At 69.5% G+C, this 22,328-nt stretch carries 21 protein-coding genes; 11 read left to right on the forward strand and 10 right to left on the reverse strand.

From position 1 onward, the window contains the following. Positions 1-169: 169 nt before the first annotated feature. Complete coding sequence (locus tag H7694_RS03120) at positions 170-1,345, reverse strand: hypothetical protein (protein WP_193598092.1); 1,176 nt, start codon at positions 1,343-1,345, stop codon at positions 170-172. A gap of 272 nt (positions 1,346-1,617) precedes the next feature. Between H7694_RS03120 and rplM the strand changes: the two genes are divergently transcribed. From rplM to H7694_RS03140, 4 genes are all read left to right on the forward strand, one after another. After that, positions 1,618-2,064, forward strand: a complete 447-nt coding sequence (rplM, locus tag H7694_RS03125) for a 50S ribosomal protein L13 (RefSeq protein WP_193598093.1) — start codon at positions 1,618-1,620, stop codon at positions 2,062-2,064. 29 nt (positions 2,065-2,093) lie between these two features. Next, positions 2,094-2,579: a 30S ribosomal protein S9 gene (gene rpsI, locus H7694_RS03130; RefSeq protein WP_193598094.1), complete on the forward strand. Its 486-nt coding sequence runs from the start codon at positions 2,094-2,096 to the stop codon at positions 2,577-2,579. 17 nt (positions 2,580-2,596) lie between these two features. Further along, a complete protein-coding gene (gene glmM, locus H7694_RS03135; RefSeq protein WP_193598095.1) occupies positions 2,597-3,958 on the forward strand; it encodes a phosphoglucosamine mutase in 1,362 nt (453 codons plus the stop codon). 92 nt (positions 3,959-4,050) lie between these two features. Beyond that, complete coding sequence (locus H7694_RS03140; RefSeq protein ID WP_193598096.1) at positions 4,051-5,379, forward strand: UDP-glucose dehydrogenase family protein; 1,329 nt, start codon at positions 4,051-4,053, stop codon at positions 5,377-5,379. Between the two features lie 31 nt (positions 5,380-5,410). Here the strand turns inward: H7694_RS03140 and H7694_RS03145 are convergent, their stop codons facing one another. Further along, entirely contained in the window at positions 5,411-6,907 is a 1,497-nt protein-coding gene (locus H7694_RS03145) for a hypothetical protein (protein WP_193598097.1), read from the reverse strand. Continuing rightward, positions 6,904-7,686, reverse strand: a complete 783-nt coding sequence (locus H7694_RS03150) for a glycosyltransferase family 2 protein (RefSeq protein ID WP_193598098.1) — start codon at positions 7,684-7,686, stop codon at positions 6,904-6,906. The genes H7694_RS03145 and H7694_RS03150 overlap by 4 nt, the downstream gene beginning before the upstream one ends. A 63-nt stretch (positions 7,687-7,749) precedes the next feature. Between H7694_RS03150 and H7694_RS03155 the strand changes: the two genes are divergently transcribed. Further along, on the forward strand, positions 7,750-8,190 hold the full coding sequence (locus tag H7694_RS03155) for a GtrA family protein (RefSeq protein WP_193598099.1): 441 nt from the start codon (positions 7,750-7,752) through the stop codon (positions 8,188-8,190). A 226-nt stretch (positions 8,191-8,416) separates the two neighbouring features. Here the strand turns inward: H7694_RS03155 and H7694_RS03160 are convergent, their stop codons facing one another. Then, a complete protein-coding gene (locus H7694_RS03160) occupies positions 8,417-8,788 on the reverse strand; it encodes a hypothetical protein (protein WP_193598100.1) in 372 nt (123 codons plus the stop codon). A gap of 42 nt (positions 8,789-8,830) precedes the next feature. Between H7694_RS03160 and H7694_RS03165 the strand changes: the two genes are divergently transcribed. The 3 genes from H7694_RS03165 (at position 8,831) to H7694_RS03175 (ending at position 12,739) form a co-directional block, all read left to right on the forward strand. Next, positions 8,831-9,367, forward strand: coding sequence for a DapH/DapD/GlmU-related protein (locus H7694_RS03165; protein WP_193598101.1), 537 nt, complete (start codon positions 8,831-8,833; stop codon positions 9,365-9,367). Next, the gene (locus H7694_RS03170; protein WP_193598102.1) at positions 9,364-10,515 is read left to right on the forward strand and encodes a glycosyltransferase; all 1,152 of its coding nucleotides are present in this window, start codon (positions 9,364-9,366) and stop codon (positions 10,513-10,515) included. Before H7694_RS03165 ends, H7694_RS03170 begins: the two co-directional genes overlap by 4 nt. 160 nt (positions 10,516-10,675) lie before the next feature. After that, entirely contained in the window at positions 10,676-12,739 is a 2,064-nt protein-coding gene (locus H7694_RS03175) for an endo-1,3-alpha-glucanase family glycosylhydrolase (RefSeq protein ID WP_193598103.1), read from the forward strand. Positions 12,740-12,767: 28 nt separating this feature from the next. Here the strand turns inward: H7694_RS03175 and H7694_RS03180 are convergent, their stop codons facing one another. Then, positions 12,768-13,376, reverse strand: coding sequence for a hypothetical protein (locus tag H7694_RS03180; protein ID WP_193598104.1), 609 nt, complete (start codon positions 13,374-13,376; stop codon positions 12,768-12,770). Next, positions 13,376-14,842 (reverse strand): polysaccharide biosynthesis tyrosine autokinase, encoded by a 1,467-nt coding sequence (locus H7694_RS03185; protein WP_193598105.1) that lies wholly within the window; start codon positions 14,840-14,842, stop codon positions 13,376-13,378. Before H7694_RS03185 ends, H7694_RS03180 begins: the two co-directional genes overlap by 1 nt. A gap of 119 nt (positions 14,843-14,961) precedes the next feature. Here H7694_RS03185 and H7694_RS03190 point away from each other — a divergent pair, with 119 nt between their 5' ends. Then, on the forward strand, positions 14,962-16,440 hold the full coding sequence (locus H7694_RS03190) for a hypothetical protein (protein WP_193598106.1): 1,479 nt from the start codon (positions 14,962-14,964) through the stop codon (positions 16,438-16,440). On the opposite strand, the gene H7694_RS03195 is transcribed toward H7694_RS03190, so the two are convergent. From H7694_RS03195 to H7694_RS03205, 3 genes are read right to left on the reverse strand one after another with little or no spacing between them, the layout of a single operon-like run. Continuing rightward, positions 16,416-17,393: a GDP-L-fucose synthase family protein gene (locus tag H7694_RS03195; RefSeq protein ID WP_193598107.1), complete on the reverse strand. Its 978-nt coding sequence runs from the start codon at positions 17,391-17,393 to the stop codon at positions 16,416-16,418. The genes H7694_RS03190 and H7694_RS03195 overlap by 25 nt on opposite strands. Beyond that, positions 17,390-18,421, reverse strand: a complete 1,032-nt coding sequence (gene gmd / locus H7694_RS03200) for a GDP-mannose 4,6-dehydratase (protein ID WP_193598108.1) — start codon at positions 18,419-18,421, stop codon at positions 17,390-17,392. The genes H7694_RS03195 and gmd overlap by 4 nt, the downstream gene beginning before the upstream one ends. 55 nt (positions 18,422-18,476) lie before the next feature. Beyond that, positions 18,477-19,187: an SGNH/GDSL hydrolase family protein gene (locus H7694_RS03205; RefSeq protein ID WP_193598109.1), complete on the reverse strand. Its 711-nt coding sequence runs from the start codon at positions 19,185-19,187 to the stop codon at positions 18,477-18,479. A 248-nt stretch (positions 19,188-19,435) separates the two neighbouring features. Between H7694_RS03205 and H7694_RS03210 the strand changes: the two genes are divergently transcribed. Together H7694_RS03210 and H7694_RS03215 are read left to right on the forward strand one after the other, a co-directional pair. Continuing rightward, the gene (locus tag H7694_RS03210; protein ID WP_227468261.1) at positions 19,436-20,743 is read left to right on the forward strand and encodes a hypothetical protein; all 1,308 of its coding nucleotides are present in this window, start codon (positions 19,436-19,438) and stop codon (positions 20,741-20,743) included. Beyond that, entirely contained in the window at positions 20,743-21,435 is a 693-nt protein-coding gene (locus tag H7694_RS03215; RefSeq protein ID WP_193598111.1) for an acyltransferase, read from the forward strand. Before H7694_RS03210 ends, H7694_RS03215 begins: the two co-directional genes overlap by 1 nt. Before the next feature lie 62 nt (positions 21,436-21,497). Here H7694_RS03215 and H7694_RS03220 read toward each other — a convergent pair whose 3' ends face one another. Further along, positions 21,498-22,250, reverse strand: a complete 753-nt coding sequence (locus H7694_RS03220; protein WP_193598112.1) for a CDP-alcohol phosphatidyltransferase family protein — start codon at positions 22,248-22,250, stop codon at positions 21,498-21,500. Positions 22,251-22,328: the final 78 nt, after the last annotated feature.

Raw genomic sequence — 22,328 nt, forward strand, 5'->3', positions numbered from 1 at the left:
CGTTCGCTCGCGGGTCCCAAATTGCGGCCTCAAGCGCCTCGACGCGGCCATTCGGGCCACGCGAACGTGTCGCGCGGCGAGCCCTGGGTCGACCTCTCCTCGTTCGTGGGTCCCATATGGCGGCCTCACGTGCCTCGACGCAGCCATTCGGGCCCCGCGAACCGAACCCCTAGGCGCGACGAGCGAGGGTGGCGCGCACGATGGCCGTCGCGTCACGCGTCACGCGGATGTTCACAGAGGTGAGGCGCACGACCTCCCAGCCCGCGGCGGCGTAGTCGCGATACTTCTGGATGTCGCGATTCCATTGCTTCTTCGACGTCCGGTGATGGTCGCCCTCGATCTCGACCGCGACCTTCAACGCGGGGTACGCGATCTCGGAGATCCCCAGCAGCCGGCCGCGCGCATCCCTCACTTCGTAGTCCAGGACAGGCGTGGGAAGCCCGGCATCCTCTGCATCCAGCCGGTAATCGGTCTCGAGCGGCGACGAGCTTCCCACCCGGATCCGCTCGACGGCCACACGCAGCTTCGCCACGCCGATCTGCCGCCCGGCCTCGATGGCCGCACGCAGTTGCTCGACGGTGGCATCCGCGAGTTCGGGATGCGGATTTCCGTACGGGTCGCGGGGAATCTGCACGATCGCGTCTCCGACGGCGATCAACGCCCTGACGCTCAGGTGGCGGGCGAGCATCGTCCAGGTGGTCGCGGGTGATGTGATCGCGATGCCGTCCAGCGATTCCAGCTCCGCCAGATGGGCCTCGATCCGCCGACCTCTGACGCCCGCTCCCTTCGGGGCGCGACGTGGAGAGAACACACCGACGTCGAGTTCGTCGGGAGCAGCCACGGGGTAGCCGCGGATGACGGCTGCACTTCGCGCGCAGATGAACGCACCGGGCGCCATGACCGTCAGGAACGACTCCGCCAGCGAACGCATCCGGCGCGACGCTTCACGGGTCCGCGCCAGGGGACCGCTGTCGAGGGCGATCGCGTCGTCCTCGGCTCGGATGTCGGACGCTGTGCGCCGCGCCCCATGGAACGGAACCGTGAGATCGAGTGCCCTGAGCCGAGATCGGCTGACCCCCGCTTCACGTGCGTCGGCGGTGCTGAAATGTGCGCCGAGCCCGTGCGGCAGTGGCGTTGGCGAGATGGGCATGGCACCACCATGCGCGTCGCACGAGGCGGCCGATGCCCAGATCCCCGGCAACTGTGCACAACTCCATGCGGGCCGAAAATGTGCAGGAGGAATGTGCACGCGTCTTGCCCGCGCTCGCGGGTCCCGAATGGCGGCCTCGTGCGCGGGGAAGCAGCCATATGGGACCCGCGAGCCGAAGGGTGAGTCGAGCGTCAACGTTCGCGGGTCCCGAATGGCGGCCTCGTGCGCGGGGAAGCAGCCATATGGGACCCGCGAAGCGACAGACGAGGGGCGCGCGAAGCCAACTTGGGGGCAGAGCGACGGATGCTGTAAGCTAACCCTTTGGTGCCTGCGCCCTCGGCTCGCCAGGGGTGCTGCACGACGAACGTGAGCCCTCCACTGGCGTGTTCCCGAGCCGATCAGGCAGAGAACCACCCCGGAGTGGGATTCACGAACCTCTCCGTTCGAATCAAGAAAGCAGCACTATTGTGACGCGCACATTCACCCCGAAGGCCGGGCAGATCCAGCGTGACTGGATCGTCATCGACGCAACCGACGTCGTTCTCGGTCGCCTGGCTTCGCACGCCGCCGCCATCCTGCGCGGCAAGCACAAGCCGACCTTCGCCCCCCACGTCGACACCGGTGACTTCGTCATCATCGTCAACGCCGACAAGGTGGCCCTCACCGGTCAGAAGCTCCAGAAGAAGATGGCCTACCGCCACTCGGGCTACCCGGGCGGCCTCACCGCCACCAGCTACGCCGAGCTGCTCGAGAAGCACCCGGTCCGCGCCGTGGAGAAGGCCATCCGCGGCATGCTCCCGAAGAACACCCTGGGCCGTCAGCAGCTGTCGAAGCTGAAGGTGTACGCCGGTGCCGAGCACCCGCACGCCGCGCAGCAGCCCACGCCGTACACCCTCGACCAGGTCGCCCAGTAAGCGCCTCTCAGATTTCAAAGGACATACTCGTGGCTGAAATCCAGGACACCACCGAATTCCCGCAGAACTTCTCCACCTCGACTCCCGAGGCTGAGACGGTCGAGTCGGCTCCCCGCCCCGTGCTCTCGGTGCCGGGCGCTGCCGTCGGCCGCCGCAAGCAGGCCATCGCCCGCGTGCGCCTGATCCCCGGCTCGGGCACGATCACGATCAACGGTCGTACCCTCGAGGACTACTTCCCGAACAAGCTGCACCAGCAGCTGATCAACGACCCGTTCACCGCCCTCAACCTCGTGGGCGCGTACGACGTCATCGCCCGCATCTCGGGTGGCGGCGACTCGGGTCAGGCCGGTGCTCTGCGCCTGGGCATCGCCCGCGCGCTGAACAACATCGACGCCGAGAACAACCGTCCGACCCTCAAGAAGGCCGGCTTCCTCTCGCGCGACGCCCGCGTCATCGAGCGCAAGAAGGCCGGTCTCAAGAAGGCCCGCAAGGCTCCTCAGTACTCGAAGCGCTGATCCGCTCAGTCCCTTCTATGGCACTGTTCGGTACAGACGGCGTGCGGGGGCTGGCCAACGGCCCCCTCACCGCCGAGCTCGCGCTCACCCTGGCCCAGGCGACCGCTGTCGTCCTGGGCCAGGGCCGTATTGCCGAGGCGCGTCGCGCTGCCGGCAAGCGTCTCACCGCCGTGGTCGCCCGCGACCCGCGGATCTCCGGTCACTTCCTCAGCGCCGCCGTCGAGGCGGGACTCGCCTCCTCCGGCGTGGACGTGCTGGATGCCGGCACGCTGCCGACCCCGGCGGCCGCCTTCCTGATTGCCGACGTCGACGCCGATTTCGGCGTCATGATCTCGGCGTCGCACAACCCGGCCCCCGACAACGGGATCAAGATCTTCGCCCGCGGCGGAGTGAAGCTTCCCGACATCGTCGAGCAGCGCATCGAAGAGACGATGGCCGCGGGCACCAAGCTGCAGCCCACCGGCGGCGACGTCGGTCGCGTGCAGCGCTTCTCGGATGCCGAGGACCGCTACGTCATGCACCTGCTGGCCTCGCTGCCGCATCGCCTCGATGGACTCCACGTGGTGCTCGACTGCGCCAACGGCGCGGCATCCGGTGCGTCTCCCGAGGTGTTCCGCAACGCGGGCGCCAAGGTGACCGTCATCGGGGCTGACCCGGATGGCCTGAACATCAACGACGGCGTCGGATCGACGCACCTCGACAAGCTGGCCGCCGAGGTCGTGCGGGTCGGAGCCGACGTGGGCATCGCACACGACGGCGACGCCGACCGGTGCCTCGCGGTCGACGCCGAGGGCAACATCGTCGACGGCGACCAGATCATGGCGATCCTCGCCGTGTCGATGAAGAGCCGCGGGGTTCTCGCGAACGACACTCTCGTCGCGACCGTGATGAGCAACCTCGGTCTGCACGTGGCCATGCGCGAGCAGGGCATCACCGTGCGTCAGACCGCTGTCGGCGACCGCTACGTGCTCGAGGACATGAACGCAGGCGGGTATTCGCTCGGCGGCGAGCAGTCCGGCCACGTCATCATGCGCGCCTTCGCCACCACCGGCGACGGCCTGCTGACCGGCCTGCACCTGGTCGCCGAGATGGCCCGCACCAAGAAGTCCCTCGCGGAGCTCGCGTCGATCATGACGGTGTACCCGCAGGTGATGATCAATGTGAAGGACGTCGACAAGGACGCGGTCTCGGACCACGTCCACGTGCAGGATGCCGTGAAGGCCGTCGAGGCCGAGCTCGGCTCGACCGGCCGGGTGCTGCTGCGCAAGTCGGGCACCGAGGCGCTCGTGCGCGTGATGGTCGAGGCGGCGGATGCCGAGACGGCCAACGCGCACGCCGAGTCGCTCGCCGCGATCGTGCGCACGCACCTGTCGCTCTGACATCGGCCCACGCAGAGGCGCCTCCACTTCGGTGGGGGCGCCTTCACCTTTCGGTCACCTGCGCGTCATGACCGCCGGTTAGCTTTCCGCGCATGAGGCTCTCGGTGATCGGATGCGGCTACCTGGGGGCCGTGCACGCCGCGGCCATGGCATCCCTTGGCCACGACGTCATCGGCGTCGACGTCGATCGCGACCGGATCGCCGCGCTCGCCGGCGGGCGGGCGCCGTTCTTCGAACCCGGGCTGCCCGAGCTGCTGCGCGACGGCCTGGCGTCCGGGCAGCTCACGTTCAGTACGGACGTGCGGGATGCCGCGGGCGCGGCCGTGCACTTCCTTGCGGTCGGCACTCCGCAGCGCCAGGGAGCATCCGCCGCTGACCTGAGCTACGTCGATTCGGCTGTCGACGCACTGCTGCCGGTGCTGCGGCCCGGCGACGTGGTCGCGGGCAAGTCGACGGTGCCGGTCGGCACCGCGGCGCGACTGGCGGATGCTGTGGAGCGCACAGGTGCGTCCCTGACCTGGAACCCCGAGTTCCTGCGCGAGGGGTGGGCCGTGCACGACACGCTCACCCCCGACCGCATCGTGGTCGGGGTCGGCACGGGAGACGGAGGCGCGCCGACACCCGACGGGCTGCGGGCCGCCGGCATGCTGCGCGAGGTGTACGCGACGGCGTTGGGCGTGGGCACACCCTGGATCGTGACCGACCTGGCGACCGCCGAGCTCGTCAAGGTCGCCGCGAACGCGTTCCTGGCGACGAAGATCTCGTTCATCAACGCGATGGCCGAGATCGCCGAGGTCACCGGCGCCGACGTCACCACACTCGCGGATGCGATCGGCCACGACGACCGCATCGGCCGGCGCTTCCTGGGCGCAGGGATCGGCTTCGGAGGAGGATGCCTGCCCAAGGACATCCGCGCCTTCGCCGCGCGTGCCGAGGAGCTCGGGCGCGGCGAGTCGGTCGGATTCCTGCGCGCGGTCGACGAGATCAATCTGCGCCGCCGCGACCGGGCTGTCGAGCTCGTGCAGCAGGCGCTGGGCGGCGCGGTGCACGGCCGCCGGGTCACCGTGCTCGGTGCGGCCTTCAAACCGCACAGCGACGACGTCCGCGATTCGCCGGCTCTGCACGTCGCGACGCGCCTGCACGGCCTCGGCGCGGTCGTCACGGTCACCGATCCCGCGGCGATCGAGAACGCGCGGCGGGTGAGTCCGCAGCTCACGTACGTGCACGACCGCGACGAGGCGCTGCGAGACGCGGATGCCGTCGTGCTGGTCACCGAGTGGGACCAGTACCGCCGTGAACTCTCACCCCAGCATCTGGCGACGCTCACGGCGGGTCGCGTCATCGTCGACGGACGCAACGGGCTGGATGCCGCCGCCTGGCGGGCGGCCGGCTTCGCGTACTACGGCATGGGCAGGCCCTGAGCCGCAGCGGGAGACGGCCCAGGGACGGCCGTCAGTTCGGCGGAGCGCAGACCCGGTAGCGCCCGCCCTCGACGAGCACCTCGGTCTCGCAGGCGAGACCGGTCAGCCGAGGTACGTCGCGCATGGCCTCGGCATCCCACAGTCCGGCGTGCGCGCCCGCGAGCACGATCGGGGCGACGGCGGCGCCCCACGGCTGCGCGGCCAGCCAGTCGGTGCCGGTGCTCTCGACCCAGTCGCGGATCGGAGCGACGGCGGCGCGCTGGCTGGCCAGTGTCTCCGACTGGGGAGCCGACGTCTGCGCGACGTGCCCGGCGACGCTCCAGGCGAGCGAGGCGCTCACGAGCGTCATGCCCACGACGGCTGCGGCGCGGCCCGCCGTGCGCCCTGCGAGCAGCACGCGGGCGCCCCACACCGCCACGATCGCCGCGATCGGCACGAAGGCGAGAACGCCAGGGGCCGGATGCCGCACCCACAGCGGCGTGTGCGACGCGGTCGCCCACCATCCGACGAACGCGAGTACGCCGGTCGCTGCGGCGAGGGCCAGCATGAGAGCGTGGCGCCGACCGGCGGCATCCACCCGAGAGTCGGCATCCACCTCCGACGCCGTCCCGGCGGCGCCCGCGCGCGTGACGATCAGCGCCCACGCCGCGATCGCGACGCAGAGCACCGCGACGCCAGCCGCGACCCACACCGGCACGAACCACGCTCCGGCGAGCGCCTCGAGTTTCTGCGGCACGGTGGTCGGAGTGACGCTCTGTCCGCCGCCGCGCACGAAGTGCGCCAGCCCGCGCAGGTGTTCGACGAAGCCAGCGGGTCCCAGGCTCAGCAGGGCGGCGAGCTCCAGCAGCAGAGTGGGCACGCCGACGAACACGAGAGGCAGGATGCTGCGCCTGAGTGCGGCGAGAACGCGCGGCCACCCGCGCCCGGGCGCGAGTACCCACAGTGCCACGGCGAAAGCCGGCAGCGCCAGGAGGGCGATGAGCTTGGCCTGCACAGCGAGCCCGACCAGCAACCCGGCGAGCCAGGCGCGGCGCGGGAGGACGACGAGTGCCCAGACGAGCAGCGCGGCAGCGGGAATCTCGCCCAGCAGATCCGCCGGCCCTTGAATGGGCGAGACCGATCCGAACCCGTTGAATGCGAGCGGTACGGCTGCGGCCACAAGACCGGCCCAGCGGCCGGCGGTGCGGATGCCGAGCACGGCCAGCCCGCCGATCAGCAGCATCCAGAACAACACGGAGACGAGCCGTGCGCCGATCACCGGATCGGCGCCGAGCGCCAGCACTGCGGTGACGGGCAGCAGCACGGTCGGGCCGGTGGAGATGCGGGGGTCGAAAGGCGTGATCGTCGACCCCGACAGGGCACCGTCGCTCGCGTAGCCGAGGCCGGCGAGCAGATTCAGCGGCACCGTGAGGTTGAACGCCTCGTCCTCCCAGAACCGCGCGGAGAGGCTGTGCTGGATGACGATCACGTGGCAGGCCGCCAGCGCGGCGACCAGCAGCCAGAAGGCGACCGTGCGTGCGATCCTCATCCCCGCGCATCTCCGAGGCGGAACCGGCGCAGCGGAGCGCCCGGGCGCAGCGACAGCCGCCACAGCTCACCGAGTGCCGCGATGGCGAACCGGCGCAGGCGCGCAGGCGGCAGCGCGACCTTGACCCCGCTGCCCCACATCGTGCCGGCCGCCGAAGCTCCGCGACGAGGGATGCTGCGCACCCCCACGTACCGCACGGCGAGGCCGGCACGGGCCTCGGCGAGCGAGAAGTGCACGTGCGGCACGAGGGTGCCGGCGGGAACGGCATCCACCAGCGATCGCAGCGCGGCGGGACGGTACACGCGCAGCGGAGTGTTGACGTCGGGAACACGGCGTCCCGCCGTGAGCGTCACCAGTGCTCCCACGCCCGCTGTGAGCACGCGGCGGTACCAGGGGTCGGCGCGGCTGTGGCGCACGCCGTGCACGACGTCGCTTCCGGTGGAGACGGCCGCCGAGATCGCGCGCGCGAAATCCGGACCCAGGAACTGGCCGTCGCCGTCCACGTGCACCAGCAGGTCGGGCTGCAGGTCGAGTCCGGCGCGATAAGCCGCCAACGCCGTCGGGCCGTGACCGCGATTGGCCGGCTGGATCTGCACGCGTACGTCTTCGAGGCCGGCGAGGGCGCCTGCGGTGTCGTCGGTGGAGCGATCGTCGGCCACCACGAAGGTCACCCGCGCGGCGAGAGGGGCGACGTGCTCACGGATCTCGTCGATGAAACCGCGGATGCCCTCCGCCTCGTTGTAGGCGGGCATGACGATCACAAGATGGGAAACTGGCACGCGGGGTCCTCACACGATCCGTCGAGAGCGGACGGTCGCACTCCCTAGTAGCCTAATGGAGTCATGAAGATTCACCCCCGACTGCGTCGGCTCGCCTCTGTCGGGAGTCGCTTCCTCATCGTCGGCGCCATCAGCACACTCATCGAGATCGGCGTCTTCAATCTGCTCGTGTACGGACTGGGCATGGGCCTGGTGTGGGCGAAGATCATCGCCTCGCTGGTCGCGCTCGTGAACGCCTACGTCGGCAACCGGGAGTGGACGTTCCGCAACCGTGACCGGCGCACCCGCCTGAACGAACTGACACTGTTCCTGATCACCAACGCGGTGTGCACCGGGCTCGGGGCGCTTCTCGTCTGGCTGGGAGTGCAGGGCGCCGAGCTGCTGCTCGGTCGCGACCCCGGTCCGTTCGCCGTGAACTTCGTCAACCTGGTGAGCATCGTCGTCGTGGTGCTGCTGCGGTTCGTGCTCTACCACAAGGTCGTGTTCCGCCCGAAGGTCGTCTGACGCGCATCACGGCGACTGTCCGCCATATGAGCGCGGCCTCAGCGAGTGGGGACTCGGCTGAGGCCGCTGGTCCAGAGACCTGGGGAGGCTCTGCACCTGGTGCGGGGCACTGGGGATGCCTCACCGCACCAGCGGCGTGTGTAGACAACGCCGCAGCTCCAGCATATCGGGCGCCTACCCGCTGACCCGACAGACGTATGGGTGAATTCGCGTGTTGCGTGCGACGTCAGTCCGTGACGATGAGCGTGAACGACACCTCGTCGACCGTGCCGTCCGGATCACCCAGGAGCACCTCGGTGGTACCCGGTGCGACAGCGGTGATGCGGATCTCGCTTCCCTCGCGCGACGGAGAGTAACTGGCGATGCTGCCGTCGAGGATCATGGCGTCATAGACGACGGGATCCTGCCCCTGCGTGTCGATGCCGAGCGTCTCATCCGGCGCGAGCTCCACCTCCGCGCCTTGCAGCTCTTCGATCGTCTTGACGATCGTCGCGGGCTCCTGCTCCTGGTCGGGCGGAGTCGTGTCCCCGAAGCATCCGGTGAGCATGAGCGTCCCCGCGATGATCAGCACAGTCCCCACACTTCGTGACGTGATCATGGAGCAAGTGTGCCAGATCGAAGCCTCCAGTAGTATGCCCGCATGGGGACCAGACGAAGGCTTGGGGACTTCACGGGGGCGGGGTACGACAAGGGTCGCGGCCTGCTGTGGCAGGCGGCCTGGCAGCTCGCATCGAGTGTGCTGGTGATGCCGTGGTTCGTGCCGCCGCGCGTGCGCGTGGGCGTGCTGCGGCTCTTCGGCGCGAAGATCGGCACGGGCGTGAACATCCGGGCCGGAGTGCGGGTGCACTGGCCGTGGAAACTCGAGATCGGCGACGACTCGTGGATCGGTGAGCGCGTGTGGCTGCTCAACCTCGAGCCGATCCGGATCGGCTCGAACGCGTGTGTGTCGCAGGCCGCGTTCCTGTGCACGGGCAGCCACGATCACCGATCGCCGTCCTTCGAGTTCGACAACGCGCCGATCCGCATCGAGGACGGCGCCTGGGTAGCGGCCCGGGCCACGGTCCTGCGCGGAGTGACGGTCGGGGCGGATGCCGTGGTCGGCGCGACTGCACTGGTGACGAAGGATATCGATCCAGGCGCGATCGTGCTCGCTCCACGCGCACAGGTGTCGCGGTGAAGATTCTCGGCGTCGTCACGCTGGTCAGCCCGAACGGCGAATACGGCGGACCGCTTCGCGTCGCCGTCAACCAGCTGCGTGAACTCTCGCGCCGCGGACACGATGTCGTGCTCGCGGGCAGCGCCCGTGGATATGAGGGGCCACCGCCGTCGAGCATCGAGGGTGTGCGCACCCGTCTGTTCCCCGCGCGGACCGCGCTTCCGGGTGCGGGGTTCGCAGGGCTCACCTCACCCGGACTGCTGCGTTCTCTGTATTCGCACGTGCGTGAGTTCGACGTCGTGCATGTGCACGCCGCCCGAGACCTCGTCACCCTACCGGCTGCGCGGCTGGCGCAGCGCGCCGGGGTGCGGACTGTGCTGCAGACGCACGGGATGATCGACGAGTCCTCGCATCCGCTCGCCGGACCCCTGGATGCCGTTCTTACGCGCCCCGCGCTGCGCGATGCGGCGGCTGTCACCTACCTGACGCCCGAGGAACGACGTTCACTCGAAGTCGTGGGGCGTGGCGACGCGCATCTGGCGCACCTGATCAACGGCGTCCCCGCCGCCGATGACGGCGACGAGGACTCCGCCGAGAGCCGCGCGGGGGGCGGCGACGACGAAGTCGGTGGTGGAGAGGTGCTCTATCTCGCCAGGCTGGCGCCTCGCAAGAATCCGGTGATGTTCGCGCAGGTCGCCGCGCAGCTCGCCGCTCAGTTCCCTCATACCCGTTTTCGCCTGGTGGGACCGGACGAGGGCATGGGCGCGGAGGTCTCGCGGGTCGCCGCGGATGCCGCGCTGGGCGACCGCCTGCGCTGGGAGGGGCCGCTCGCTCCTGAACTGACCCTTGACCGCATGAGAGCCGCATCCGTGTACGTTCTGCCGAGCGTCGATGAGCCGTATCCGATGTCGGTGCTCGAGGCGATGTCGGTCGGGCTGCCTGTCGTGGTGACCACCTCGTGCGGGCTCGCCGGTCTGGTCGCCGAGCACCGTGCGGGTGCGGTGGTCGAGCCCGAGGCCGGCGCGCTGCGCGCGGCCATCGCAGACCTGCTCGCAGACCCGGTCGCAGCGGCGCGGGCGGGGCAACGCGGGAGGGATGCCGTGGCGCGGACGCGGAGCATGACATCCGTCGCCGAGAAGCTCGAGGACCTTTACTCCTCGGCGAGCTGAGCGCGTCGCATTCGCGAGAACGTTTTGGAAACGTTACAATCGAAGGACCTCGGGGGAGGGCAACCGGTGCGGAAGCACCGGCGTCTCGTGTACGCGGACCCCGAAAGGCCCCATGTATCCCCTCCCCATCCCAGTTCGATCGCGCGCGCGCACTCTCCCCATGCCGCGCGCAATCTCACTCGCGGCGCTCGCCGTCATCGCTCTCGTCATGGGAGTGCTCCTGCCCGCATCGCCGCTGAGCGGCACCGCCGCCAGCGCGGCCACGACCGAGACCACGCTCACCGCCACCGCGGCCACGTGGACGACGTCGCGCAAGCCGACCACTCCGCACGGCAATCTGCCCTACCTCAGCGCGACCTCCTCTCAGGACCGCACGTACGTGAAGTTCGACGGCTCCGCGCTGCGGGGCCAGAAGATCGTCAGCGCGAAACTGGTGCTGCAGGTCGCCGCGTCGTCTGCGACCAAGCCCGGTGTCGTCGTGTACCCCGCGTCCACCTCGTGGACCGAACGCTCCCTGACGCACGTCAACCGGCCGAAGGACAGTAAGGTCCGGTTGAATTCGGTCTCGCCGCAGGCACGCAGCCACAAGACCCTCACGGTGCCGCTGAAGAACCTCAGCACGCTGTCGTCGAAGGGTGCGTTCGCGCTGCGCGTGCAGTACTCGCAGCGATCCGTGCCGACGACGTACGTCGCCACCGGCCCCCGTGCGCCGCGACTGATCGTGACGGTGCAGAGTCCGGTGTCATCGTCGAAGACCACGACACCCGCTCCCTCCACGACGGCTCCGACCACGACGGCGCCCACGCCGGCCCCGACGCCGACCGCACCCACGACTGCGCCGTCGACCACGACTGCGCCGTCGACCACGACTGCGCAGTCGACCACGACTACGACGACCACGACGGCCGCCCCCGCGGCGGCGAGTGACAAGAAGGTCTTCGCGCACTACTTCCCGCCGTACCCGCTGTCGTTCGACAACAAGCCCGCTGACAGCGATTACTACACGCGCAACTACCTGACGGTCGGTGGCGAGGGCGGTATCCATGCCGAGTACGGCGGACTGCTGCGCGACCGCCCGATCGCCGTCGGACAGTCCTCGTCCCCGACGTGGAAGATCGACAACCTGCGCACCGAGATCCGTCAGGCGAAGGCCGGCGGCATCGACGGATTCGTCGTCGACATCATGAACATCGAGGGACTGAACTGGGAGACCACCAAGAACCTGTTCATCGCCGCCGAGAAGGAGGGCTTCAAGGTCGTCCCGATGATCGACGGCACCGCGACGATCTCGCGTCTCACTCCCGCGCAGGTGGCCTCGGCCATCGCATCGCTCTACCGCAGCCCGGCTGCGTTCAAGTCCGGCACCGACTACCTGCTCTCGTCGTTCAAGGCCGAAGGGCCCGGAGCGGCCTGGTTCAAGCAGGTCATCGACCTGCTCGAGACGAAGCACGGTGTGCCCATCTCGTTCCAGGCGGTGTTCCTGTCGGCCGGCTCGACGAACATGACGGCATTCGCACCCATCTCCGACAGCTTCGGCAACTGGGGTGCGCGCAGCCCGCAGGCGATCAACAGCCTTCCGGTGTACGACGCGCAGGCCGAGAAGTACGGCAAGGACTGGATGGAGCCCGTCGCGCCCCAGGACATGCGGCCACGCTCGGGCGTCTACGCCGAAGCCGGCAACACCGAGGCGCTGCGCGCCGGCTGGGCGAAGGCCATCCGTGACGACGCCGAGTACGTGCAGATGGTGACCTGGAACGACTACAGCGAATCGTCGCAGTTCGCGCCGTCGGGATCGCACGGCACCGCGTTCCTCGAGATCAGCCGTTACTACTCCGACTGGTTCCACACCGGCAGCGCACCGCAGATCACGACCGACAAGCTGTTCGTCACCCATCGCGAGCACTTCGCGAATGCCGCCGTCGCGGTGAAGCACGACCCGATCACGCCGACGCTCAGCGGCAGCCCGGGCACGCCGCGCGACACGGTCGAGGCGCTCGTCTTCCTCACCGCGCCTGCGACGGTGGAGATCACCGTCGGTGGCGTGAAGTCGACGTTCAGCGCCAAGGCCGGGGTGTCGGCCTTCACCGCTCCGCTGCGACTCGGAACCGTTCAAGCGAAGATCATCCGCAACGGCACCGCCGTGAAGGCGGCCGCCTCACCGTATAAGGTCGTCGCCACACCTGAGGTGCAGGACCTGCAGTACTACGCCGTCACCGGCAAGTGACGTCCGCGGTCCGGCTGGCGGACGGAGCTCACGCTCCGGCCGCCAGCCGGACCGCCAGCGGAATCATCAGATCATCGATGCGGTCGGCGACCCGGCGGTAGACGCGGCGAGGACGCAGCCACGGGTCCTCGAGGTCGTCATCGGCCGACGCCGACGTCGTCATCCACCCCTGCGCGGCGTGCGCGGCGCGCACCAGTCCCGGCACCGTTCCGAGCGGCACCGTTCCGAGCGGATCGGCCGATGCGGCGTCGTACGGTGCCGCATCCGCCGCGAGAAGCCGCGTCAGCTGCGCCAGTGTGAAGGTCCGGTCGGCGCTGTCGAAGCTCGCACTCACCACCTCACGACGATGCTCGCGGGTGGCGGTGATCACGATCCCCGCGGTCTCGAGCAGCTCGGTTCCCAGCCCGGTCGCGCGGAACGCCGACGTGTCGATGCCGCGTGATCGCAGGCGCTCCGCCATCGGCGGAGCCATACCGTGACCACGCAGCGCCCGGGTGCCCGCTGACCGCACGACCAGGTCGGCCACGCCGAGTTCGGCGAGCGCGGCACGCAGACTGTGCTCCATGTACGGCGATCGGCACACGTTGCCCGTGCAGACGAACAGGATCGTCGGGGCGGGCGCCGGCTGCTCGGCCACTATGCCGGATTCTCGTTGGCGCTCAGCGGCCGGACGGAGTGCTCGGTCAACGGCTGACGGGCGCGAGCGCGTGACGCACGCGGCGCAGCGGACGACGCCGAGGTACGGGCCGGGCCGGCCTTCGGCGAAGGCACGTACCCGTAATCGAACCGGTCGGCACGCGGCACGGAGACGAAGTTGACGACGATGCCCTCGACGGCGACGCCGATCGTGTTCAGCCGGTTCACGGCGCGCCGCAGTTCGCGTGCTCGCACCCGGCGCGAACCGACGACGAGCACGGCGCCGCCGAGCTGGCGGGTCAACGCCGCCGCATCGGCGACGGCGGCCAGCGGCGGACTGTCGATGATCGTCACATCGAACCGCTGCCGGATCGCCGCGAAGATCTCGGCTCCCCGCGCGGACTCGATCAGCTCGCTCGGGTTGGGGGGCATGTCGCCGGCGAGCAGCACCTGCATGCCGTCCGGCCCCCAGCTCTGAAACGCATCCTCGAGCGACACCTGGTCGGTGAGCACACCGGCGAGGCCGGGCCCCTCGGTCATGTCCAGCAGATCGGCGAGGGTGGGCCGGCGCAGGTCGGCTTCGACCAGGCCCACCCGCAGTCCGGATGCCGCCAGCGCGGCGGCCATGTTCGCCGAGGTCGTGCTCTTGCCTTCACCGGGAACCGACGAGGTGACCACGAACACCTTGTGATCGGTGTCGGGCTGCAGGTAGCGCAGGTTCGTGCGCAGCTGACGGTACTCCTCGGCGCGCCGCGACCAGACCCCGTCCGCGACGGGAACGGGCTGGCGTCCCGCCTTCCTGTCCAGCGCGATGGTGCCGATCAGGGCAGCGCCGGTGATCGCGGCGGCCTGGCTCGCAGAATGCACGCGTGTCCCGACGGCCGCCCGGATCGCGACCACGACGGCGGCGGCCACGACTCCGGCGAGCAGACCCAGCACCAGCAGCAGCGGAACATTCGGCGACGAGGCGGTGGCGGGCGGGTTCGCGCTCTCGATGATCTGCATGCGCACCGTGGACTTGCCGGTGACCTCCGGGGTCAGGCGTGGGACGACTGCGGTCAACTCTGCGGCGACGGAATTCGCGATGTCGGCGGCGGTGTTCGGAGAGCTGTCGGTGCCCGAGATGGTGATCATCGTCGAGTTCAGCGGCACCACGGTGCTGACCTGCTTTCGCAGCTGCGGCACGGTGACGTCGAGTTCGAGTTCGTCGATCACCTCCTGCAGGACGATCTCGCGCGTCGCGACGGCACTGAAGTTGCGGGCCTGCTGCTGGGAGTAGTTCGTCGCCGCGGCGACGTCGCTCGTGCTGCTGCCGCCGGTCACCTGCACGAAGACGTCGGCGTGGGCCGTGTACTCACGGGGCGTCACGATCGCCAGCGCAGCACCGAACAGGATGCCGAGCTGGGCGCAGATCAGGATCGCAACCCAGTGGTAGCGGATCACCCTCATCAGGTTGTTCGATTCCATGGCCCCTCCCATGATCGTAGAGAAGGGCATGCCCCAGACATCATCCCCTCCCCGGTTATCATGATAGCCACAGCGGCCGGAGTCTGTTCAGGGGATTCGCTGTCGGATCGGAATCACAGATGACCCACAGCACGGACGCCCTCCGCGACCCCGCGGATGACGCAGCGGCATCCGCCGATGGTGCCGAGCTGCGCAGCGGCATCCGTCTCGTTCTCCTGGCGGTGTCGGTGGCGGTGCTCGCCGTCGCTCTGCCTGCGGCCCTGCTCGCCGATGTGCCGGCGGCTCCCCGCAGCGACGGCTGGATCGTCACCCTGATCATCATGATCTGGGCGGGGGTGCGGATCTCGCTGCTCTGGGTGAGCGGAATCCCGCGCCTGTTCGACTACTTCCTCTGGCTGTTCACGTACATCTTCATGGGCATCGCGCCGACGGCGCAGATCCTGTCGGGGCTGACGTCCACCACGACGCCCGGCGTGGATGCGGGGCTCGACCTGCCCACTGCCGGCATCGTCGCGCTGGGACTGGTCTGCTACGAGGTCGGACGCCTCGGGTGGATGCTGTGGGAGGGCGGCCGAGCCGGTCGCGCCGAGCCGCGGGTGCTGCCCGTGCACCCCACGCGTGCGATCCTGCTCGCCATGGCCGGCGCGCTGCTCAGCGCGTACTACGTCTCGCGGATCGGCTTCGCGGGATCGCTGGGCAGCCGCGAGGGGGCGCTGGCGGCGCGCCAGGCGGCATGGCCCGATCCGGCGATGCGGTCGATCTTCTACGCGAGCGCCGTGTACCCGCTGCTGGTGGCGACAGGCGCACTCGCCCAGCTCACCCGCACGGCGCGCTCGCGGACGAACCGCCGCTGGGCCCTGGGGGGCGCGATCGCAGCCGTCGTGCTCGTGCTGCTGGTCGTGAACCCGGTGGCCAGTGCGCGGTACACCTTCGGCACGACCGCGTTCGCGCTCGCCGTGTTCGCCGGCGCCGTCGCCACGACAGCCAGGGCGAGGATCACGATGCTCTCCGGCATCGTCGGCTTCCTGGCGCTGTTCCCGCTTGCGGACGCGTTCCGAACCGCCGATGGCACGGCGACGCGCACCGGGTTCTTCGAGGAGTACCTGTCGAACCCCGACTACGACGCCTTCTGGCAGATCGCCAACGCCCTCTCGTACTGGATCGACGGACTCGTGATGCCAGGGCGCCAGGCGATGGGCAGCCTGCTCTTCTTCGTGCCGCGCGCGATCTGGCCCGACAAGCCCACCGACACGGGCATCACCCTCGCCGAGTATCGCGGCTACTCGTTCGACAACCTGTCCGCGCCGATGTGGGCCGAGGCCCTCGTCAACGGGGGCATCATCGCGGTCGTCATCGTGTTCGCCGCACTCGGCGTCGCGCTGCGAGCGATGGACACGCGGATGGTCCCCGCCTTCGCGACGGGCGGCGTCTGGGCGATCGCCGGCGCGATCCTGCCCGTCTACATGACGATCCTGCTGCGCGGCTCGCTGCTGCAGGCGACCGGCGCCCTCGCGATCACGATCGTCTCGGTTCTGCTGGTGGCAGGGCGCGACCGTGAGGCCGCCGCACCGGATTACACCCGCAGCGCGCCGATGTGATCCCGGTACCAGGCGACGGTGCGCTCGAGCCCCTCACGCAGGCCGATGCGCGCCCGCCAGCCCGTCGCGGCCAGTTGCGACACGTCGAGCAGTTTCTGCGGGGTGCCGTCCGGCCGTGCGGCATCCCATTCCGTCTCGCCCGTGTACCCGACGACCTCGGCGATCGTCTCCGCGATCTCGCGGATCGTCGCGTCCTCCCCGGTGCCGACGTTGACCTGCATCGGGCCGTCGTAGTTCTCCATCAGGTGCAGCACGGCATCCGCCATGTCATCCGAATGCAGGAACTCGCGCCGCGGCGTTCCCGTGCCCCAGTTGGTCACCGATCTCGCGCCCGACGCCTGCGCCTCGTCGTAGCGCCGGATCAGCGCGGGCAGCACGTGCGAACCGTGCCGTGAGAAGTTGTCGTTCGGTCCGTACAGGTTCGTCGGCATCGCCGAGATCCACGGCAGGCCGTACTGCCGCCGCACCGCCTGCACCTGCAGGATGCCGGCGATCTTCGCGATCGCATACGCGTCGTTGGTGGGCTCCAGGTGGCCGGTCAGCAGCGCGTCCTCGCGGATCGGCTGCGGCGCCAGCTTCGGGTAGATGCACGACGACCCGAGGAACACGACGCGCTCCACGTCGTTGGTCAGTGCTGCATCGAGCACATTGGTCTGGATGCGCAGGTTGTCGCTGAGGAAGTCCACCGGGTAGGTGCTGTTCGCGAGGATGCCTCCCACCTTCGCGGCGGCCAGCACCAGGTAGCGGGGCCGGGTCTCGGTGAGGTAGCCGAACACGGCATCCCGATCCTTCAGATCGAGCTCGGCCGAGGTCGCACCGAAGACGTTCGTGAACCCGCCGGCATCCAGCCGCCGCCGGATCGCGGAACCGACCAGGCCCCGGATGCCGGCGACGTAGAACGGTGCGTCGCGGTCGAGGGCTCCGGGGGTGTACTGCACGCTGTCGCTTCTCATACCAGCTCCCAGGAAGGAATGGCGACCGCATCGATCCACGGCCGCCCTTCGCAGGTGAGCAGCTCGATGTCCGCATCGACCATGATCCTGGCCAGAGCGGTGCCGTCGACCGTGGGCCGCCAGCCGAGCTGATCCTGCGCTTTCGACGAGTCGCCGATCAGGGCATCCACCTCGGTCGGACGCAGGTAGCGCTCGTCGAATCGCACATGCTTCTGCCAGTCGAGGCCGACGTGGCCGAACGCGGCATCCAGGAACTCCTTGATCGTGTAGCCGCGGCCGGTGGCGAGCACGTAGTCCGTGGGTTCGTCCGCCTGCAGCATCCGCCACATCCCCTCGACGTATTCGGGGGCGTACCCCCAGTCCCGGATCGATTCGAGGTTACCCAGGTACAGCTCATCCTGCATGCCGGCGAGGATCCGCGCGACCGCCCGGGTGATCTTGCGGGTCACGAACGTCTCGCCTCGGCGCGGCGACTCGTGGTTGAACAGGATGCCGTTCACCGCGAACAGGCCGTACGCCTCCCGGTAGTTCTTCGTGATCCAGTAGCTGTACAGCTTTGCTGCCGCGTACGGCGACCGCGGATAGAACGGGGTGTCCTCGTTCTGCGGTGGCGGGGTCGCCCCGTACAGCTCCGACGAGGATGCCTGGTAGTACCGCGTCTTGATGCCCGACAGCCGCACCGCCTCCAGCAGCCGGATCGTGCCGGTGCCTGTGGTGTCGGCCGTGTGCTCTGGTTCGTCGAACGACACCCGCACGTGCGACTGCGCGGCGAGGTTGTACACCTCGTCGGGATCGATCTGAGCGAGCAGCGTGACCAGCCGGACGCCGTCGCTGAGGTCGCCGTAATGCAGGAAGAGCCGGGCGTCCGCCTCGTGCGGGTCGACGTACAGATGGTCGATCCGTGCGGTGTTGAAGGTCGAGGCACGACGGATGATGCCGTGCACCTCGTATCCCTTCGAGAGCAGCAGCTCAGCGAGATACGAGCCGTCCTGCCCCGTGATGCCTGTGATGAGTGCGCGCTTGGTCAATGTTCTCCCCTTTGTTCATCGAGCCGTTGTGCATGAAGTCCTGATGCGTTGATCCCTAGCCGGACTGCTGTGTCGCATCGAGCAGCAGTGGCGCCAGAAGCGCCGACAGCTTCGTATAGCCGGCGGTGTTCGGATGCACGCCGTCGGCCGAGATGAGACCGGGGTGTCCGACGAACGGCTGCCCGGTGTCGATGTAGACGATCCCCGCTTCACGGGCGGCCCTGCGGACGGCGGTGATCTTGGCGGTCAGCCCCTCGGTGACCGGATCATCGTCGGCCCACGGTGACAGGGCGATGACTGTCGCGCCCGGATGCTCGGCGCGCAACGTCGTGAACAGCCGGTAGGCCGCGCTCTCGATGCTGTCGGCCGCATCGTTGCGGCCGCCCGCGACGACGATGATGCGCGGTGCGCCCTCGATCGCCTTCGACTGCTCGAGGAAGGTGCCGCAGTGCTCTCTGCCGCAGCCGGCGGGGCCTGATTCGGTGGCGTATCCGGTGCCGCCCAGCGCCAGATTCACGACGGTCCAGCCGAGCTCACCGGCGACGGTGGTCGGCCAGGCCACGCCGTCACCGCCGACCCCGGCTGTGTACGAGTCGCCGAGGAAGACCGCCTGCGGCGGCTCGACCTTGTCATCGGCGCTGCTGGAGAGCAGCGCGAACGACACCATGCCGACCGTCGCCGCCGAGGTGACCGCGAGCGCGATCAGCTTGGCCAGTGAGCGCGGCTGACGCCACCTGCGGTCGACGCCGCGCGCGGTGCCAGACACGCGTGCGTGCGGCGCGCGTGTACGCAAAGCCGCTCTCCCCATCGCGTCTCCATCCCCAGAGACGGTGCCGTCGAATCCCCAGACTGATGGCACCATCCGTTAGCTGTGATCATAGGGCAACTGGCGCGCGGCGCAAGGGGTCCGTGCCAGAATCCCTCCCATGCGGCGTCCGATGGGACTACGGTGTGAGGCACAGCCGGGTGGGGCCGGCGAGGGGATGCCGGATGGGGGCGGCGGGGATGACACGAGTGACGAACGCGCGCGCACGATCGAGCGCGCTCTTGCACGGCGGCGGCCGGCTGGTCGGCTTCGGGCTCTCGGTGGGCCTGCTCGCCGTCTCGTCGCTGCTGCTGATACCCGCGATGGTCGACGTCGGCGGGCAGCGGGCTTGGGGCGCGATCGCGGTCGGCCAGTCGATCGGCGCGGTCGGGGCGGTGATGATCTATTTCGGCTGGGGCCACACGGGGCCGGCGATGATCGCCCGCGCGGATGCGGCTGCGGCGCGTACGGAGTTCGTCGACTCGCTGCGCACCCGGATGCTGCTGTTCGTGCCGGTCACGACGATCGCCTGCGTCGTAGCGGCGGTCGTCGCTCCCTCGCATCCGCTGCTGTCTGCCGCCGGGTGCCTGTCGGCCGCGGCGGTCGGGTTCACCTCGGACTGGTTCTTCGTCGGCAAGCGGCGACCATACGCGTACCTTCTGCTGGAGACCGTGCCGCGGGTGCTCGGCACCGCGGTCGGCATCCTGCTGCTGATCTCGGGAGCGCAGGTGATCGCCGGGCCGCTGTGCATGCTGGGCGGGATGCTGCTCGGCTTCGCGGCCACATCGTGCTGGGTGGTTCTGCGTGATCGTCCGCCGGTCGCCGAGCCCCGCCGCACCGTGCGGCGCGTCATCGTCGCGCAGCGCGCGGGGGTCGGCTCCGCGGTCGGCACATCCGCGTACTCGGCCCTGCCGCTGGTGCTGATCTCTCTGGTGGCGCCCGGCATCCAGCCCGCGTACGCGCTGGTCGACAAGCTGCAGCGCCAGCTCAGCGTGGCGCTGGGGCCGGTCGTCTCGGTTGTGCAGGGGTACGTGCCACGCAGGGATCCGGCGGTGACCATCCGTCGCGCGACACGGGCGCTGTGGGCCGGCGCCGGGTTCTGCGCGGCGCTCGCCGCGGCGGTGCTGGTCGCCGCACCCTGGCTGTTCGCATGGCTCGGTGCCGGGCAGGTGCAGCCGGAGTACGCCGTGATGGCGCTGATGGCGGCGTTCGTCGGGCTGAACGTCTGGGAGTCGATCCTGGCGCGGGCGGTGCTGGCCTCGTTCGACCGGCTGGATGCCGCCGCACGCGGCACGATCATCAGCGCGGTGATCGGGCTGCCGCTGGTGATCGCCGGCGCACTGACGCTGGGGCTGGTGGGGGCGTTCGCCGGACTGCTCGTCGGGCTGCTGGCGCGAACCGGGTACGAGCTGACCGTCGCGGTCGTGCACGTGCGCCGCGGTGGCCGCGATGCAAGCGAATCAGAGGGAGCACGGGAGCCCGCAGAGGGCGCCCGGGAATCAGAGGAGAGGGACTGATGATGAGAGATGCGATCCTGCTGGTGCTGTGGCTGCTGCCGGCATCCCGGATGAAGAACCGTCTGCTCACGGCGTGCGGTCATCGCATCGCGCCGCAGGCGACGGCGCGGCCGAACCTGGTCTGGAGGGTGCAGGCGTTCGAGATGGAGCCGTATTCGCGCATCAGCATCGGCAACCTGATCAAGGGGATGCGCGCCGTACGACTGTCGGCGCATGCGACGATCGGCAAGCAGAACATCATCACCGCCAACGCCGCCTATCGGGGCCTGCGCGGCGGAGGCCGTCTCGAGCTCGGCGAGCACGCCTACCTCACCAGCCGGCACAGCGTCGACGCCTCGGGCTCGCTGATCCTCGGGCCGTTCTCGGCGTTCGCCGGCTTCGGTTCGCAGGTGCTGACCCACGCCATCGACCTCTCGCGAGACGCGCAGACCGCCTATCCGGTCGTGATCGGCGAGCGGTCGTTCGTGGGAGCGAGGTGCCTGCTGCTCGGTGGCTCGCATCTGCCTTCGCGCTCGGTGCTCGCGGCCGGTTCGGTGCTGACGGACACCGAGCGTACCGAGCAGGGGCTGTGGGCGGGCGTTCCGGCGCGGTTCAAGACGAAGGTCGAGGGGAAGTGGTTCGATCGAGAGGTCGGGGCCACCCGTGATGTCTACCTTCCCGACGACGATCGCATCATCCCCGCCGGCTTCTGAATCATCCCCGCCGGCTTCTGAACCATCCCGCCGGCTTCCGGATCATCCCGTCGGCCTCCGGATCAGCCCGGCGCGATCGACAGACTGCGGAACCACTTGACGGACAACGCGGCGGCGATCAGCGTCGTCGCGACGAACAGCGCCGTGTAGACGACGAGGAACACGGGCTGCGCCCCCCACAGCACGAACGACGCAGCCAGCACGCCGTAGTCGGCGGGCAGCAGCCCGACCGCGCGCAGCGGTGACGGCGCAGCGGCAGCAGCTCCCGCATCCCCGGACGGCGCTCCGGCATCCCCGGATGGCGGTCCGGCCGCGACGCGCTCGCCGCGCTGCAGCAGCGGATGCAGTGTCAGCGCCGCGAAGAACACCACCGAGACGAGCTGATAGGCGAGCACGACGCCCAGCCAGCCGGCATCCGCTCCGTTCCGCCACAGTGCGATGAGCACGGCGGCGTGCAGGGCCGTCATCTTGCCGGCATCCACCACGTGATCCAGCCATTCACCCGCCGGCGAGCTGGTGCCGGTGAGCCGGGCGACCTGTCCGTCGGCCGAGTCGAGGGCGAAGCCGAGCACGAGCAGAACGGCGACGGCGATTCCAGTGCCGATGCTCACCGGCGCCACCGCGAGCGTCACCAGGCCGGCGGCCGTGACGACGGCCGAGATGACGGTGACCGTGTTCGGGCTCAGCCCGGCGGTCGCGGCTGCAGCGGCCAGAACCCTGCCCAGCGGACGGTTCACCCAGCGCGTGTACAGCGACACGCCCCTGCTGGTCTTCTGCGCCCGGCGCAGCGACTGCAGCGCATCTGTGAACGTCATGGTCCCGCTCCTTCGTGCTCTCCGGCTCGGGCGTCTGCCGAAGCAGCTATGGCGGTGACGGGTGCCGGGGGTGTATGT

The organism is Microbacterium sp. YJN-G (assembly GCF_015040615.1).
Taxonomy (GTDB): Bacteria; Actinomycetota; Actinomycetes; order Actinomycetales; family Microbacteriaceae; genus Microbacterium.